Here is a 16,224-nt window from a genome sequence, read left to right as displayed (position 1 = left end):
ACAATTGACAAACCACCTTTACGGAATCTTTTTGAGTATTGAATTACGTAGCAGTACTTCCAGTAAAACACAGAGAAAAGCAGCTAATGCAAACCAGTGATAGTCTTCATCCCGCTTGCTATACTCTTTTACATTCAGTTTAGTTTTCTCCAGTTTATCAATTTCTTCATACACTTCTTTCAGTTTCGAATTACTGGTAGCCCGGAAATAGTTGCCATCTGTTGTTCCAGCTATCTGCGTCAATGTCTTTTCATCAATTTCTACCGGCATATTTACATATTGCACAGTATTTCCGACCGGATAAGGATAAGGCGCCATTCCATTCGTTCCTACTCCAATGGTATATACACGAATACCAAAACTTTTAGCTATTTCAGCGGCCGTCATCGGAGAAATATCTCCTTTGTTATTGGTACCATCCGTCAGCAAAATGATAACTTTCGATTTAGCTTTGCTGTCTTTCAGGCGGGTTACAGCATTCGCTATTCCCATACCTACTGCTGTACCATCCTCGATAAGACCACATTTGATATTATGAATCATATCCAGCAATACAGCATGATCTACAGTCAATGGACACTGAGTGAAAGTCTCACCGGCAAATAATGTGATACCGATATTATCATTCGGACGTCCATTAATAAACTCTGCGGCTACATCCTTAGCAGCTTCCAGTCTATTAGGCTTCAAGTCTTCGGCCAACATACTAGTGGAAACATCGATAGCCAGCATGATATCAATACCTTCTATCTCGCTGTTTTGCCACTTATTAGTCGTTTGTGGGCGTGCAAGAACCAAAATAACCAATACCAACGCTATGATGCGTAGTAGAAATGGAGCATGCAACAAATAATTCTTATAACTTTTCGGAGTATGTGCATATACTCTAGCATCCGAAATTTGAAGAGTTGCTTCACTTTTTCTTTGCTTCAGAATATACCATACTATATAAGGTATAAGTAATAATAGCAAAAACAGATATTCAATATTGGCAAAAACCATTTTATTTATGATTTAACAGTTTACTATTTAGTATTCAAGTTACACATTCTTTATACAAAAAGATTGTATATCTGCATACCTATATATATAAAGGTACCAATCAATGCTACTGATAAAAGTGTAATTCCGCAAATCAGCATTACTTTGACGCGTAAAGAGCGCTTTTCAATGATGGTAATTTCTGTTGGCTGCGGTTTCTGGTTTTCCTCTTCCAATTGTTTCGTTTCGTTGATAAAGTCGATAGCATTGATTAAGTTTGCGTCATTCTCATTCATCTGAGGATCATGTTTGGCAAACTTCACTAAATCGGCAGTCTGGAAGAGAACCTTCAAATCAGATATAGCCTCCTTATCATTCATTTCCAACAATTTATCAATAATTTCAGAAGAAGTCATTTCTAGAGCATTAAATCCGAAACGGTCTTTGATATAAGTACGAAGAATATCAGTTAGTTCCGTATAATATTCCTTCGGCTGTCCTTTCTGCCATACCTTTTCGGTTTTGATACGTTCTATCTCCTTCATTGCAGCCTGATGTGGCGGCAACTTAGGTTCAACTTTTATCTTGCGGATAATCGGTTTATTATCACGGATACGGATAATAAGATAAATCAGCAAACCAAGTAGCGGCAAAGCTAGAAATGAACAAGCAATCAAGCCATACCAGTCTTCCCACGCGAAAGGTGCTTTCATTACAGGTTTCTGTCCAAAGAATTGGTCAGGATGTAATGTATCGACCGGCATGGAATATACTTTCAGTGCCAAAGCTTTAGATTTATACTCTTTACCGTCTACAGTAACAGGCATTGGCGGCAGATAATATAAAGCCGAGTCAAAAGAAGTGATAACATATTCCTGAGTAATCAGCATTCGCTGACGATCATTCAGGAATTGCGTATCCGTTTTGACAGTTTCTATAATTTCCACCCCCTTTACTAACGTGTCGGTATAAGCAGGAAAAACAGCACGCTGCTTGGCATCCATAGCTACTTGCAATTGCACTTTCGCCTGTTCGCCAATCAGTATTTGCAGCGAATCTATCTTAGCTTCCACTGTGACAGATTGCGCAGTTACTTTGCCGATAGATAGTAAACCTAATAATGCTATCAGAATAATATTTCTATTCATATTTGATTTCATTAATTTCGTTTGGCAAATAAGTTCAACAATGCCTTTACGTAATCTTGGTCAGTTCTGACAGATACAGAATCTACATTACTTTTGGTAAATGTATCGTTCAGTTCAGCCTGCTTCTGTATCCACCAGTCGCGATGTGCCCGGCGCACAGCTTTAGAAGAAGTATCTATCCATTGTTCATGACCGGTTTCCGCATCTTTTACCCGCATTAATCCTATAGGAGGAAGGTCGCAGATTCTCCGGTCATAAACTTGTAATGCTACTACATCATGCTTCCGGTTAGCTATAGTTAATGCGTTTTTGAAACTTTCCTGGTCAATGAAATCCGATAGAATGAATGCCGTACAACGCCTTTTCATTACGTTAGTCAAGTACTCCAATGCAAGACGTATATTCGTGTGACGGCTTTCCGGTTGAAAATCAATCAGTTCACGGATTATATATAGAATATGTTTACGTCCCTTTTTGGGAGGAATAAACTTCTCTATCCGGTCTGAAAAGAAAATCACACCGATTTTATCATTATTCTGTATAGCAGAAAAAGCGAGCGTGGCAGCAATCTCTGTTACCATATCCTTCTTTAACTGCTTGACAGTACCAAATTCCAAACTTCCGGAAACATCAACCATCAACATAACTGTCAGCTCACGTTCTTCCTCAAACACTTTTACGTAGGGTTTGTTAAAACGCGCAGTCACATTCCAGTCTATGTCACGTATATCATCGCCAAACTGATATTCCCTGACTTCCGAGAACGACATACCCCTACCTTTGAAAGCCGAGTGATACTGGCCTGCAAAGATATTGTTAGACAATCCCCGTGTCTTAATTTCAATCTGACGAACTTTCTTTAGTATTTCACTTGTTTCCATTTATACAGTAGTTAAGTAGTAAGTAGCTAAAGTAGTCAAGTGTACCACACAATGACTACTTATAGACTGTATTATAACTACGAATTAGGGTACTTCAACCTTATTCAGAATCTTGCTGATGATTTCGTCCGAAGTCATATTGTTGGCTTCCGCTTCATATGTCAATCCGATACGATGACGAAGAACATCATGCGCCACGGCACGTACATCTTCCGGAATTACATAACCACGACGTTTAATGAAAGCATATGTCCGGGCAGCCAAAGCCAAGTTGATAGAAGCACGGGGTGAACCACCGAATCCGATCATATCTTTCAATTCTTTGAGATCATATTTTTCCGGGAAACGAGTAGCAAATACGATATCTACTATATAACGTTCGATTTTCTCATCCAGATATACCTGACGAACAACTTTTCGTGCTTCAATAATCTCGTCAGCTTTCAGAATAGGTTTCACATTGAATTTCTCTCCGTTAATATTCTGGCGAATAATCAGCTTTTCTTCTTCCAACTTCGGATAGTCGATAACAACCTTCAGCATGAAACGGTCGACCTGTGCTTCAGGAAGCGGATAAGTACCTTCTTGTTCAATAGGGTTTTGAGTAGCCAATACAAGAAAAGGTTCCGGTAAAACAAATGTTTCCTTACCAATAGTAACCTGCCGTTCCTGCATTGCTTCCAGCAAAGCACTCTGTACTTTGGCCGGAGCACGGTTTATTTCATCAGCTAATACAAAGTTAGCGAAAACCGGTCCTCTTTGCACTTTAAAAGATTCATCTTTCTGACTGTAAACCATTGTACCGATAACATCGGCAGGCAGTAAGTCCGGTGTGAACTGGATACGGCTATATTTCGCATCAATCAGAGACGCGAGTGTCTTAATAGCCAAAGTTTTTGCCAGACCGGGTACACCTTCCAACAGAACGTGACCATCGGAGAGTAATCCGATAAGCAGTGATTCAACCAAATGTTTCTGACCAACAATAATTTGGTCCATACCTGTCGTAAGATTGGTAACGAAAGCACTTTGTCTTTCAATCCGCTCATTTAGCTCGCGGATATCTATTGATTCAGCCATAAATACTTAATATTTTATTATTTATATCCCATTATTTAATGTAAGCCTTGCCTGTGTCATAAGGCTTATTATTCAGCCCCCAAAAGTACGCCATATAATTAACGATTGCAACTAATTTTTATTAAAAAACAATGCGAAATCTTTAGATTAAGGTACTTTCATACGCTTTTGCACATCCATAACATATCACCCGGTCAATACAAGATTTGTATGGCCGGGTGAATATGGATTATTACTGTTTATTCTTTCGTAAGTTCCGGTATTTCAATTGTTGTACCATAAGGTACATTGTCAGGGTTCTTAATAACCTTCGGATTGTGCTTCACAATGTACGGCCACATTGCTTTTGTGCCATAAAACCGCAAAGAAACCCTTGTTAAAGTTTCCCCCTCTTTGATTGTATACTTAGTTTTGGTTCCTGTAATCTTATATGACGCCGAATCCAAATAAGCGGCAGGTTGTTGTTGCGCAACCTTATTTCCTGTTTTTGCAGGGGCTGCCATTTCTTCCTTTTTAGCGACCGGTTGTGGAGTAACAACAGTTTTAGACATATCGGGCGTAGCTTCTTTAATTGTATCTTTATGCTCGATTGTGTCAGCGGGTTGTGCTTCCGGATGAACTGGTTGGGTTGTTACAGGTGGCATCTCAAGCATATTTTTATCGGGTGAAGAAGAGAACATATCCGGATAATAAATGAATAGAATAACACCTCCACATAGCAACAAAACAAGAATGATGATAGTAATTAAGTAAGGGACCGGTGATTTTTCCTTCGCAGGAGTCTTTTTCTTAGAGTCTGGAGCGGTAGTAGTCTGTGCTGACTCTGAAAGATTTACATTCTCCTTTTCAGGCAATACTACAGGAGTTTCAGGTTTTAGATTTGCTTTCAGAAGTTCCTGCTCGATAATTTGCTCAGCTGTAATCCTTTCTGTCTCTTTTATCGGCTGTTCCGGCAGTTGACGCTGTTCAACAATAGGAATTTCTTCTTCAATCGGTTCTTGTTCTACTCCTTTTTCGCTATCGGCTTCAGTTAATGGCAATTCTTCCGGCTGCTGTTCAACCATTACTTCTATGTTTATAGCTTCAACAACAATCGGCTCTTCAACCACTGTCTCTGTTTCAATCGGTTGTTCGGTTATTTGTTCTTCCTGAACTATATTTACCTCTTCCTCTTCCGGTTCCTCTATCGGGGTATCCTCCAATATTGTGTTTTCGTTCAACAAAACAGTCTCGAAATGCGCAAAAGGTTTGTTTATCGTATCCCTCAGATTCGCGTCCGGAGAAAACGACACCTTCGTATGTCCCTTTATCTGAAAACGTTCACCTGTGTTGACATTGACACTTTCCCGGCTATCTACATCAATAAGTTTGAAAGTTCCCAATCCTTTGATTTTTACAGTCTTCTCGCTCTCCAAGGCTTGCTCTATCAGGAGGAAAAACTCTTTTACGAACGCCTCGGCATCCTTCTTGGTCATGCTATGTTTAGCGGCCAATAAGTCGGTAAGGTCTTGAATTGTTAGTCTTTCATTCATAACGGGAAATATTTATTTAAACTTATCTTTCAGTGTATTACTGGGTTTGTAAGACAGCACCAGCTTGGGAGGCACCAGCATACGCTGTTTACTTGCTGGATTGATTGAAATACGTTCCGCTTTCTTTTTTACTTCAAAAGAACCGAATCCTTGTATTCCAATCATATTACCTTCCTCCAGTTCCTTTGTCATTTCAGACAACAAAGATGCTATCAATTCAGAAGTATCCTTGATGGTGTACCCCAATCTTTCAGCCAGTTCAGATGTAAACTCCTTATTATTCATAGTCATTTATTATCTTTGCATATAAATCAAAATCGTCTGCGTCTATCACTTCTACCTGATAAAACTTTCCGATTTCAAGCTCCTTTTCAGCATGATTAATCAACACCTCCGGATCCACTTCCGGTGAATCAAATTCTGTTCTTCCGATATAAAAATCCCCTTCCAGCCGATCGATGATAATTTTCATCTGTTTACCGATTTTTCCGGCGCTCAACTCAGCCGAAATTCCCTGTTGTATATCCATTAATTCATCAAGCCGGGCTTGTTTCACTTCTTGCGGAATAATATCCTCATAGGCTTCTGCGGCATATGTACCCTCCTCTTCGGAATAAGCAAAAGCCCCCATTCTATCGAAGCGTACCTTGCGCACAAACTCCTTTAATTCTTCAAAGTCTTCCTCTGTTTCCCCAGGATGTCCTACCATTAAAGTCGTCCGTAGGTGAATACCCGGCACTTCTTTACGAAATTGTTCAATCAGTCTGTAAGTATCTTCCTTAGTAACCTGTCGACGCATCAGTTTCAACATATTATCACTGATATGTTGAAGAGCGATATCCATATATTTGCATACATTATCGCGTTCACGCATAACCCGGAATAAATCAGTGGGAAAGTGTGCTGGATATGCGTAATGCAAGCGAATCCATTCCACTCCTGGTATATCCGAAATGCGTTCTATTAGTTCAGGAAGCATCTGCTTCTTATATCGGTCAATACCATAATAAGTCAATTCCTGAGCAATAACTTGAAACTCTTTCACACCTTGTGAAACCAAATATCGAACTTCGTCCAGTATTTCTTCTATGGATTTGGAAATATGGCGTCCTGTAATAATCGGAATAGCGCAATAAGAGCATTTACGGTCACATCCTTCTGATATTTTCAGATAAGCATAATGCTTGGGAGTAGTCAACGTTCGCTCAATATACAATTCGTCATGATAAGCCTTCCCTAAATCCTGCAATAATTCTTTCCAGTTGAATTTCCCATAAAATTTATCCACTTGAGGTATTTCAACCGCCAGTTCCTTAAGGTAGCGTTCGGAAAGGCATCCCATTACGAAAAGCTTCTTTAAATCACCTTCTTCCTTCCTTTCGGCAAATTCTAGAATCATATTGATAGACTCCTCTTTGGCATCGCCGATAAAACCACATGTGTTGATAACGGCTATTTCTCCTTGGGGATTTTCCGTATCATGGGTTACGCTGTATCCCGCCTCCTCCAATTGACGCATCAATTGCTCTGAATCTACCAGATTTTTGGAGCACCCTAAGGTAATTATATCAATTCTTTTTCTTTTCATGCATTCTCTCCAAACAAGGAATCTACAAATTCGTTTTTACGGAATACTTGTAAGTCCTCCATACCTTCGCCTAATCCGATGTATTTTACAGGAATCTTGAACTGATCGGAAATGCCAATTACAACACCGCCTTTAGCCGTACCATCCAGTTTTGTGATAGCCATAGCAGTCACTTCAGTTGCCAAAGTGAATTGCTTTGCCTGTTCGAAAGCATTTTGTCCGGTTGAACCATCCAATACCAGCAAAACTTCATCCGGTGCATCAGGCACCACTTTTTTCATAACGTTCTTTATCTTCGTCAGCTCATTCATCAAGCCGACTTTATTGTGAAGACGTCCGGCCGTGTCAATGATGACAACATCAGCATTGTTAGCAACAGCGGAACTGAGGGTGTCGTATGCAACAGATGCCGGGTCAGCTCCCATTTTCTGTTTGATAACCGGTACCCCTACCCGTTCTCCCCAAATCATGAGCTGTTCCACAGCGGCAGCACGGAATGTATCGGCAGCTCCCAAATAAACGGATTTGCCCGCCTTTTTAAACTGATAAGCCAGTTTTCCGATAGTCGTAGTCTTGCCTACCCCATTTACTCCCACCACCATAATCACATAAGGCTTTCTTTCGATAGGCACGTCAAAATCAGCTACATCATCCGAATTATTTTCGGTTAACAGGGCGGCTATTTCGTCACGCAATATATGATTCAGTTCCTGGGTATTGACATATTTATCTGCAGCAGCACGTTTTTCTATGCGCTTGATAATATTCAAAGTGGTTTCCACACCCACATCGGATGTGATCAGCACTTCTTCCAGATTATCCAATACTTCATCATCTACCTTTGACTTACCAGCCACAGCACGAGCTATTTTACTAAATACGCTCTCTTTGGTTTTAGATAATCCTTTATCTAAAGTTTCCTTCTTCTCCTTTGAAAAAAAACTGAAAAATCCCATATTTACGGTTGTTTGTATAATACATTATGCTACAAAGATATAACAAAGGATTGAAAAAGTAAAAAAAGAAGCAATAAAAAATCCTCTCACTGATAAACAATGAGAGGATTTTGGCTTTATAGCGTGTATGCTATTTCAATTACTTTTTGAAAAAGTCTTGTACTTTTTCGTTCGGAACCATTTGTTCATCAAAAACGTATGCTCCGGTTTTCGGAGATTTTACCATTTTGATAACCTTGGTATAAGCACGACCTTCTTTGGTGCCATCGTGCAAACTTGCTACTGTTTTCTTTGCCATGGGTTATACTTCTTTTATTATTTAATTTCCTTGTGTACTGTTACTCTCTTTAGAATCGGGTTGTATTTTTTCAACTCAAGTCTTTCTGTAGTATTCTTTCTGTTCTTAGTTGTGATATAACGAGATGTTCCCGGCATTCCACTGTCTTTGTGTTCTGTACATTCCAGAATCACCTGTACTCTGTTACCTTTTGCTTTCTTTGCCATTGTAAGTTTTCTCCTCTACGTTTAGCCGATTACTTTAATGCTTTTCCAATCACAAAAACCTTTAGCCACAGCTTCAGTCAGCGCAGCGTCCAGTCCTTTTTTGTTGATAATACGCAGCCCGTTAGCACAAATACTAAGGCTGATCCAACAATCCTGTTCTACATAATAGAACTTTTTGTTAAACAAGTTCAAATCAAAGGTTCTTTTAGTTCTTCTCTTTGAGTGTGAAACATTGTTGCCAATCATGGCTTTCTTTCCGGTAATTTGACAAATCTTCGACATTTCTATCTTATTTTTATAGTTTTATATCTATACTTATTTCAAACAGGACGCAAAGTAAGCACTTTTATCCGTATAAAACAAGGATTTCTTAAAATAATTCACTTATAGGCGGCTATTTTTCTTTATTTGAGTAAATCCCGGAGCATTAGTAGTGCATTATTGCCTGCTCTTTCGATGTTCATGGCTCTTCCACGATTCGTTTCCTGTCTGTAAGTACGAATTTCGTTTTTATAACCAGCAGCTATCCAAACAGTTCCCACAGGTTTCTCCGGAGTGCCGCCCCCCGGACCGGCTATTCCTGATGTCGCAACGGCGCAGTCAGTTTTTAATGCTTTCATCGCACCTTTCACCATTTCAATTACAGTTTCCTCGCTTACAGCGCCATAGCATTCCAGAGTCTCGGAGGAAACACCCAAGAGTCTCATTTTTACGTCATTAGAATAAGCTACTACACTGCCATTAAAATATTCCGAGCTCCCGGCGATGGATGTCAATCGTGCGGCAATACTTCCACCGGTACAACTTTCTGCGGTGGAAACGGTTAATTTCTTCTTTTTCAATAGTTCGCCCACGATAATTTCCAGTGGCGTATCTTCCTCACTAAAAATGTCTTCACCTAATATTTCCTCCAGTTTTACTTTTTCGCGGTCAAGAAGGGCTTTTACCTTTTCCTTTTTTTGTCCGCGCCCGGTTAGTCTCAGGCGAATTATTCCGAGTTTAGGCAGATATGCCAATTTGATACATTCCGGCAAAGCATTTTCCCAAGACTCCAATTTTTCTGCCAGTACCGATTCCGGATAATGCTGCACGAGGAAGGTCTGGTGAATGATTACATCCGTTTGAAACCTTTCTTGCAACCTCGGCAATACGCTTTCGGTCATTACGGCAGTCATTTCCTGCGGAACTCCGGGCATAGAAACAAGTACCTTTCCATCTTTTTCAAACCAACTGACAGAAGCACTTCCTACCGGATTATTGATTACCGTACAATCCTTAGGAACCATCGCTTGGCTTTTATTGAGTGCATTCATTGGGATTTTTCCCGCCAACACCCGCTTTACATTTTCAAATACTTCCTCGCTGAATATCAGTTCCGTATGGAAGTACTTACAAAGAGTTTGTTTGGTTATGTCATCTTTAGTAGGACCAAGTCCTCCGGTTACTAAAACAATATTCACCCTTTTCATCGCATTATCAATCGCTTCCAGGATCTCTTCTTCCCGGTCGCGAATTGAAATAATACGAAGGACTTCAATACCTATTTTGTTTAACTCCTGCCCCATCCAGGCGGAATTAGTATCAACGACCTGCCCTATCAGCAATTCATCGCCAATGGTTATAATCTCGGCAAACATATTTTCCTATTTTAATTATATATACTCCTAATATTATATAGGTATGCAAAAACGACTTATAATGTGACGCGCGAATAGGCCGGAAGATCAATGGAGCAGAAGTCTTTATCCAAATATTTAAAATATCCGGTAATGGCAATCATAGCCGCATTGTCAGTCGTGTAGCTAAATTTAGGAATAAATATGTTCCAGCCATATTTCTCCGCATGTTCCCGGAACGAATTACGCAACCCGTTATTTGCAGAAACCCCACCTGCTACGGCCACTTCTTTAATTTTATATTCTTTGGCTGCTTTCCGCAATTTATCCATCAGTATGTCTACAACCGTCGCTTCCAGCGATGCCGCCAGATCCACTTTATGATGTTCGATAAAATCAGGATCTTCTTTCATCCAATCGCGCAATGAATACAGAAATGAGGTTTTCAGCCCGCTAAAACTGTAATCCAAGCCTGGAATATGCGGTTTACTGAACGTGAATGCTTTCGGATTTCCCTGGCGTGCCAGTTTGTCAATAATCGGACCGCCAGGATAACCTAATCCCATAACTTTTGAACATTTATCTATTGCCTCGCCTGCGGCATCATCAATCGTCTGACCGAGAATTTCCATGTCATTATATGCTTTCACCAATATAATTTGTGAATTTCCTCCGGACACAAGCAAGCAAAGGAACGGGAATTGAGGTTGTTTACTCTCTTCTCCTTCCACTTTAATAAAATGCGCTAAAACGTGTCCTGTTAGATGATTAACATCAATCATAGGAATATTTAAAGAACGAGCGAATCCTTTGGCGAAAGAAACACCGACAAGCAAGGAGCCCATCAAGCCCGGACCACGAGTGAAAGCTATTGCACTCAATTCTTCTTTAGTGACACCGGCACGTTTTAATGCTTCATGTACTACTGGTACGATATTTTGCTGGTGTGCCCGTGAAGCGAGTTCAGGTACTACTCCACCGTATGCTTCGTGTACGGCTTGACTTGATACCACATTTGACAGCAGATAACCATCCTTGATAACGGCTGCCGATGTATCATCACAAGAGGATTCAATTCCTAATATTATTGCACTCATAAGTATTTATATTAAACGGTGCAAAAGTAATCATAAAACTACGATTCATACGAACTATTTTATATTTTTGTTTGTAGAATATAAAAAAGAGAGTTTCAAGTAATAGGTCTTGTCGGAAACATGGGCTTATCTGATTGCTTTCTTTTTCTCTATCTCACTTTTTTATATTACTTTTGTTCGCAAAATAAAAGTAATCGCTTATCAGAACGCTGAAAAAGACTGTACGCTGGGTAGTCGGTATTGTACTGGGAGTATATATAGGGGCTATTATCTTGCTGAATATACCAAATGTTCAGCAAGCTATGAGTTCATTTGTGGCTGAAGAACTTTCCGAAGTATTGAGAACAAAAGTCGTGATCGGCAGAATTAATATCGGATTGTTGAACCGTATTATTATTGACGATGTATTACTTGACGATCAAAGCGGGCAGGAAATGCTCAAAGTAACCCGTCTGTCTGCCAAATTTGACATAATGCCTTTCTTCAAAGGAAAGATTTCCATTAGCAGTGTGCAGCTTTTTGGTTTCAATATCAATCTTCAGAAAGAGACGCCGGCTTCTCCGCCTAATTTTAAGTTTGTCCTGGATGCTTTCGCCTCTAAGGATACGGTGAAAAAAGAGAGTTCGCTTGATTTGCGTATCAATTCCATTTTGATTCGTCGTGGGCGGATGACCTATCATGTGCTTTCGGAAGAAGAAACACCAGGAAAGTTTAATGCAAAGCATGTCCAGCTCCAGAATATCATTGCTAACATCTCCTTGAAAGCATTGAGCAAGGACTCTGTGAATCTAGGAATCAAACGATTAAGTCTTGATGAAAAGGCATCGGGATTTTCTTTAAAGAAGTTGAGCCTGAAATTGATTGCTAATAGTAAACAGACGAATATTGATAACTTTGCTATCGAACTTCCTGAAACTTCCTTGAAAATGGATACCATACATCTGCTATATGATAGCCTGGAATCTTTCAATCATTTTACAGAACAAGTTCGTTTTTCTTTCCGTACGCTACCGTCGCAAGTTACATTAAAAGACATTTCACCTTTTGTACCTGTTTTGTCGCATTTTAAGGAACCGGTCACGTTGGATATGGAAATAAAAGGTACGGTCGATCAATTGACTTGTTCGCATTTGGAGATTACAGCGGACGACCGGCAGTTCCGTCTCAGAGGAGATGTGTCGCTACAGGATTTGTCGCGCCCGCAAGATGCATATGTATATGGCACTCTTTCCGAACTTTCGGCAAATACTCGCGGCGTCGGCTTTTTAGTACGTAATCTGAATCACAATTATAATGGGGTTCCTCCTGTCCTTGAACGTTTGGGTGATGTTAGCTTCCGGGGAGAAATCTCCGGGTATTTCACAGATCTGGTTACTTATGGGCAATTACGTACCAGTCTGGGTAGCGTAAAGACTGACTTGAAGTTAAGTTCGGATAAGAGTAAGGGACTATTTGCTTATTCCGGTGCAGTGAAAACAGAAGATTTTAGGCTCGGTGACCTATTGGCTAATGAAAAGCTGGGAGAAATTACTTTCAATCTCGATGTGCATGGCCGGCACATGGCAAACCAGCTTCCTGTTGTTGAACTAAAAGGCTTGATTGCCTCCATAGATTATAGCAGATATAGATATGAGAATATTACGTTGGACGGGGAATATAAACGGGGGGGCTTTAATGGCAAGGTCGCCTTGGACGATCCAAATGGTTCCATCTATTTGAATGGGGATGTCAATGTCACTTCCAAGGTTCCGACTTTTAATTTTCTTGCAGTAGTGGATAAAGTACGGCCAAATGATTTGAATCTCACTGCCAAGTATCCGGATTCGGAGTTTTCTTTGAAACTGAAAGCCAACTTTACGGGCGGTTCTGTGGACGAGATGATTGGAGAAATCAATGTAGATAGTTTGAAGTTTGCAGCTCCGGATAAAGAGTATTTTATGAAAAACATGAATATCCGGGCAACAAAGCAAAATGACGAGAATCAACTGAGACTGACTTCCGAGTTCTTGACAGCAAGCATAGAGGGAAAATTCCAGTATCACACGTTGCCTGCCAGTATTCTAAATATCATGAGAAAGTATGTTCCCTCTCTAATATTGCCGCCTAAAAAGCCGGTTGAAACGCACAATAACTTTCTGTTTGATATACATATATATAATACGGATATCTTATCTACGGTTTTTGATATTCCGCTGGCTGTATATACTCATTCTACTTTAAAGGGATATTTTAATGATCCTATGCAGCGTTTGCGTGTGGAAGGCTATTTCCCTCGTTTGCAGTATAAGAATAACTATATAGAGTCCGGCATGATTCTGTGTGAGAATCCGGCGGATCATATTCGTGCACGGATTCGTTTGACTAATTTGAAGAAAAAAGGCGCGGTTAATCTTTCATTGGACGCACAAGCGAAAGACGATAATGTCAGTACGACTTTGAACTGGGGAAATAGCGCAGCAGTAACATATAGCGGACAACTGGCAGCCGTAGCCAAGTTTTTACGAACTGAGGGAGAAAAGCCTTTGTTGAAGGCAATGGTAGATGTGAATCCAACGGATATTATTTTGAATGATACTCTTTGGAAGATACATCCTTCGCAAGTAGTGGTGGATTCGGGTAAGGTAGATGTGAATAATTTCTACTTTAGTCACCAGGATCGTTATGTACGTATTAACGGACGCCTCTCCGACAATCCCGAAGACACGGTTAAAGTCGATTTGAAGGATATTAATATGGGATATGTATTCGATATTGCAAGTATCTCTGATGACGTAAACTTTGAAGGTGACGCTACGGGAACAGCTTACGCAAGCGGTGTGCTAAAGAAGCCTGTAATGAATACTCGCTTATTTGTAAAGAATTTCTCTCTTAACGAAGGACGTCTGGGTGACTTGGATATATATGGTGAATGGGATAATGAAAACAGAGGTATCCGCCTGGATGCATCTATTCAGGATATAACTCCTGCTCCATCACGTGTCACCGGTATTATCTACCCATTAAAACCTGAAAGTGGACTTGACTTGAATATCGAAGCAAACGAACTGAATCTGAAATTCCTTGAGCATTATATGAAGTCTATTGCCACTGATATAAAAGGACGAGGAACAGGTAAAGTCCATTTTTATGGAAAATTCAAGGGGTTGAACTTGGATGGTGCAGTTATGACAGATGCTTCCATGAAATTTGATATATTGAATACCCATTTTGCCGTTAAGGATACGATTCACCTTGCTCCTACCGGATTGACATTCAATAATATGTATATTTCCGATATGGAAGGGCATTCCGGAAGAATAAACGGATATTTGCATTTCCTGCATTTTAAGAACTTGAATTATCGTTTTGAGATACAAGCTGATAATATGCTTGTTATGAATACGAAGGAGTCGGCAGATATGCCTTTCTATGGTACGGTATATGGCACCGGAAATGTGCTGCTTTCCGGGAACGCAGCTCAAGGATTGGAAGTAAATGCTGCTATGACGACGAATCGGAATACTACCTTTACCTATATTAATGGTAGTGTGGCGTCAGCTACCAGTAATCAGTTTATTAAGTTTGTGGATAAGACACCCCGTCGCACTATTCAGGATTCTGTTCAAATCATTTCTTACTATGACCAGATGCAACAGAAGCGCCAGGCAGAGACAGAGGAGCAAAAGACAGATATCCGCCTGAATATTCTGGTGGATGCAACACCGGATGCTACGATGCGGATTATCATGGATCCGGTTGCCGGAGATTATATCAGCGGAAAAGGTACGGGAAATATCAGGACGGAGTTCTATAATAAAGGCGATGTGAAGATGTTCGGCAATTATAGAATCACTCAGGGGGTGTATAAGTTCAGTTTGCAGGAAGTCATTCGCAAGGATTTCGTAATTAAAGATGGAAGTACGATAACTTTCAACGGCGCTCCTTTAGATGCTAATATGGACATACAGGCTTCATATACTGTGAATTCTGCTTCTTTGAATGATTTGATACCTGATGCTTCGACCATTATACAGCAACCTAATGTGCGGGTGAATTGTATCATGAATTTGAGTGGAATGCTGGTACGCCCGACTATAAAACTGGGTATCGAGCTTCCGAATGAAAGAGATGAAGTGCAGACATTGGTACGCAACTATATCAGTACGGAAGAGCAAATGAATATGCAGATTCTTTATTTGTTGGGTATCGGCAAGTTCTATACAGAAGATGCCCGGAATAATAATCAGAATTCCAATGTGATGTCATCGGTGCTCTCTTCTACTCTGTCCGGTCAGTTAAACAATGCCTTATCACAGGTTTTTGAAACGAATAACTGGAATATCGGAACAAATCTGAGTACTGGAGATAAAGGTTGGACGGATATGGAAGTGGAAGGTATTTTGTCCGGTCAACTATTGAATAACAGATTGTTGATTAATGGAAACTTCGGCTACCGGGACAATCCAATGGCGAATACGAACTTTGTAGGGGACTTTGAAGCAGAATGGCTGATAAACCGCTCGGGGGATATTCGTTTAAAAGCGTATAATGAAACGAATGACCGTTATTATACGAAAACTAACTTGACTACGCAAGGCGTAGGTATTATGTATAAGAAAGATTTCAATAAATGGAGTGACTTGTTCTTTTGGAATAAGTGGAAGTTGCGCAATAAACGGAAACGGGAAGAAAAGATCAAGCAACAGACAGATAGTATCGGAAATGATAATGCGGCAAAGTCAGAATTAAAAAGGCAGCGTGTGCAATGATAAACAAGAGCATTCTCACTGTTTTCCCTGAAATTCGGTAAATTTTTACTATTCTTCATGCAGTCCGATAAGTGGTATTAGAGAATATGTAGA

General features: G+C 40.1%; 14 protein-coding genes. 1 reads left to right on the top strand and 13 read right to left on the bottom strand.

Annotation, left to right across the window (positions count from 1 at the left end; all coding sequences use genetic code 11):
* Positions 1-18: 18 nt before the first annotated feature.
* The 13 genes from ACGHVY_RS07400 to tsaD form a co-directional block, all read right to left on the bottom strand.
* Entirely contained in the window at positions 19-1,002 is a 984-nt protein-coding gene (locus ACGHVY_RS07400) for a VWA domain-containing protein (protein WP_308746964.1), read from the bottom strand.
* 50 nt (positions 1,003-1,052) lie between these two features.
* Positions 1,053-2,141 (bottom strand): hypothetical protein, encoded by a 1,089-nt coding sequence (locus tag ACGHVY_RS07395; protein WP_390598142.1) that lies wholly within the window; start codon positions 2,139-2,141, stop codon positions 1,053-1,055.
* On the bottom strand, positions 2,141-3,010 hold the full coding sequence (locus ACGHVY_RS07390) for a DUF58 domain-containing protein (RefSeq protein WP_308746962.1): 870 nt from the start codon (positions 3,008-3,010) through the stop codon (positions 2,141-2,143). The genes ACGHVY_RS07395 and ACGHVY_RS07390 overlap by 1 nt, the downstream gene beginning before the upstream one ends.
* Positions 3,011-3,094: 84 nt before the next feature.
* Positions 3,095-4,090 carry an AAA family ATPase gene (locus ACGHVY_RS07385; RefSeq protein WP_390598139.1) on the bottom strand — a complete coding sequence of 332 codons (996 nt, stop codon included), beginning with the start codon at positions 4,088-4,090 and terminating at the stop codon, positions 3,095-3,097.
* A gap of 239 nt (positions 4,091-4,329) precedes the next feature.
* Positions 4,330-5,622: an HU family DNA-binding protein gene (locus ACGHVY_RS07380; RefSeq protein WP_390598138.1), complete on the bottom strand. Its 1,293-nt coding sequence runs from the start codon at positions 5,620-5,622 to the stop codon at positions 4,330-4,332.
* A 12-nt stretch (positions 5,623-5,634) separates the two neighbouring features.
* The gene (locus tag ACGHVY_RS07375; protein ID WP_308746440.1) at positions 5,635-5,907 is read right to left on the bottom strand and encodes an HU family DNA-binding protein; all 273 of its coding nucleotides are present in this window, start codon (positions 5,905-5,907) and stop codon (positions 5,635-5,637) included.
* A complete protein-coding gene (rimO, locus tag ACGHVY_RS07370) occupies positions 5,900-7,210 on the bottom strand; it encodes a 30S ribosomal protein S12 methylthiotransferase RimO (RefSeq protein ID WP_390598136.1) in 1,311 nt (436 codons plus the stop codon). The genes ACGHVY_RS07375 and rimO overlap by 8 nt, the downstream gene beginning before the upstream one ends.
* On the bottom strand, positions 7,207-8,166 hold the full coding sequence (gene ftsY / locus ACGHVY_RS07365; RefSeq protein WP_390598134.1) for a signal recognition particle-docking protein FtsY: 960 nt from the start codon (positions 8,164-8,166) through the stop codon (positions 7,207-7,209). The genes rimO and ftsY overlap by 4 nt, the downstream gene beginning before the upstream one ends.
* Positions 8,167-8,305: 139 nt before the next feature.
* Positions 8,306-8,464 carry a DUF4295 domain-containing protein gene (locus ACGHVY_RS07360; protein ID WP_308746418.1) on the bottom strand — a complete coding sequence of 53 codons (159 nt, stop codon included), beginning with the start codon at positions 8,462-8,464 and terminating at the stop codon, positions 8,306-8,308.
* Between the two features lie 17 nt (positions 8,465-8,481).
* Positions 8,482-8,670, bottom strand: coding sequence for a 50S ribosomal protein L33 (rpmG, locus tag ACGHVY_RS07355; RefSeq protein ID WP_002560155.1), 189 nt, complete (start codon positions 8,668-8,670; stop codon positions 8,482-8,484).
* A 21-nt stretch (positions 8,671-8,691) separates the two neighbouring features.
* On the bottom strand, positions 8,692-8,952 hold the full coding sequence (gene rpmB / locus ACGHVY_RS07350; RefSeq protein WP_024987718.1) for a 50S ribosomal protein L28: 261 nt from the start codon (positions 8,950-8,952) through the stop codon (positions 8,692-8,694).
* Positions 8,953-9,074: 122 nt separating this feature from the next.
* A complete protein-coding gene (locus ACGHVY_RS07345; RefSeq protein WP_390598132.1) occupies positions 9,075-10,307 on the bottom strand; it encodes a competence/damage-inducible protein A in 1,233 nt (410 codons plus the stop codon).
* 56 nt (positions 10,308-10,363) lie between these two features.
* The gene (gene tsaD, locus ACGHVY_RS07340; RefSeq protein ID WP_390598131.1) at positions 10,364-11,383 is read right to left on the bottom strand and encodes a tRNA (adenosine(37)-N6)-threonylcarbamoyltransferase complex transferase subunit TsaD; all 1,020 of its coding nucleotides are present in this window, start codon (positions 11,381-11,383) and stop codon (positions 10,364-10,366) included.
* Positions 11,384-11,685: 302 nt separating this feature from the next.
* On the opposite strand from tsaD, the gene ACGHVY_RS07335 reads away from it, so the two are divergent.
* Positions 11,686-16,131, top strand: coding sequence for a translocation/assembly module TamB domain-containing protein (locus tag ACGHVY_RS07335; protein ID WP_390598129.1), 4,446 nt, complete (start codon positions 11,686-11,688; stop codon positions 16,129-16,131).
* Positions 16,132-16,224: the final 93 nt, after the last annotated feature.

The sequence above is a fragment of the Bacteroides sp. f07 genome (assembly GCF_042854785.1).
Classification (GTDB): domain Bacteria; phylum Bacteroidota; class Bacteroidia; order Bacteroidales; family Bacteroidaceae; genus Bacteroides.
The sequence above is the reverse complement of the archived record's forward strand: the minus strand, read 5'-3'. Positions and strand labels throughout refer to the sequence as shown.

Excerpts from the sequence above, each read along its gene's own strand:
- ACGHVY_RS07345 (WP_390598132.1), bottom strand. The coding sequence starts at position 10,307 with ATGTTTGCCGAGATTATAACCATTGGCGATGAATTGCTGATAGGGCAG.
- ACGHVY_RS07335 (WP_390598129.1), top strand. The coding sequence starts at position 11,686 with ATGAGTTCATTTGTGGCTGAAGAACTTTCCGAAGTATTGAGAACAAAA.
- ACGHVY_RS07380 (WP_390598138.1), bottom strand. The coding sequence starts at position 5,622 with ATGAATGAAAGACTAACAATTCAAGACCTTACCGACTTATTGGCCGCT.
- tsaD (WP_390598131.1), bottom strand. The coding sequence starts at position 11,383 with ATGAGTGCAATAATATTAGGAATTGAATCCTCTTGTGATGATACATCG.
- ACGHVY_RS07390 (WP_308746962.1), bottom strand. The coding sequence starts at position 3,010 with ATGGAAACAAGTGAAATACTAAAGAAAGTTCGTCAGATTGAAATTAAG.
- rimO (WP_390598136.1), bottom strand. The coding sequence starts at position 7,210 with ATGAAAAGAAAAAGAATTGATATAATTACCTTAGGGTGCTCCAAAAAT.
- ACGHVY_RS07360 (WP_308746418.1), bottom strand. The coding sequence starts at position 8,464 with ATGGCAAAGAAAACAGTAGCAAGTTTGCACGATGGCACCAAAGAAGGT.
- ACGHVY_RS07375 (WP_308746440.1), bottom strand. The coding sequence starts at position 5,907 with ATGAATAATAAGGAGTTTACATCTGAACTGGCTGAAAGATTGGGGTAC.
- ACGHVY_RS07395 (WP_390598142.1), bottom strand. The coding sequence starts at position 2,141 with ATGAAATCAAATATGAATAGAAATATTATTCTGATAGCATTATTAGGT.
- rpmG (WP_002560155.1), bottom strand. The coding sequence starts at position 8,670 with ATGGCAAAGAAAGCAAAAGGTAACAGAGTACAGGTGATTCTGGAATGT.
- ACGHVY_RS07400 (WP_308746964.1), bottom strand. The coding sequence starts at position 1,002 with ATGGTTTTTGCCAATATTGAATATCTGTTTTTGCTATTATTACTTATA.
- rpmB (WP_024987718.1), bottom strand. The coding sequence starts at position 8,952 with ATGTCGAAGATTTGTCAAATTACCGGAAAGAAAGCCATGATTGGCAAC.
- ACGHVY_RS07385 (WP_390598139.1), bottom strand. The coding sequence starts at position 4,090 with ATGGCTGAATCAATAGATATCCGCGAGCTAAATGAGCGGATTGAAAGA.
- ftsY (WP_390598134.1), bottom strand. The coding sequence starts at position 8,166 with ATGGGATTTTTCAGTTTTTTTTCAAAGGAGAAGAAGGAAACTTTAGAT.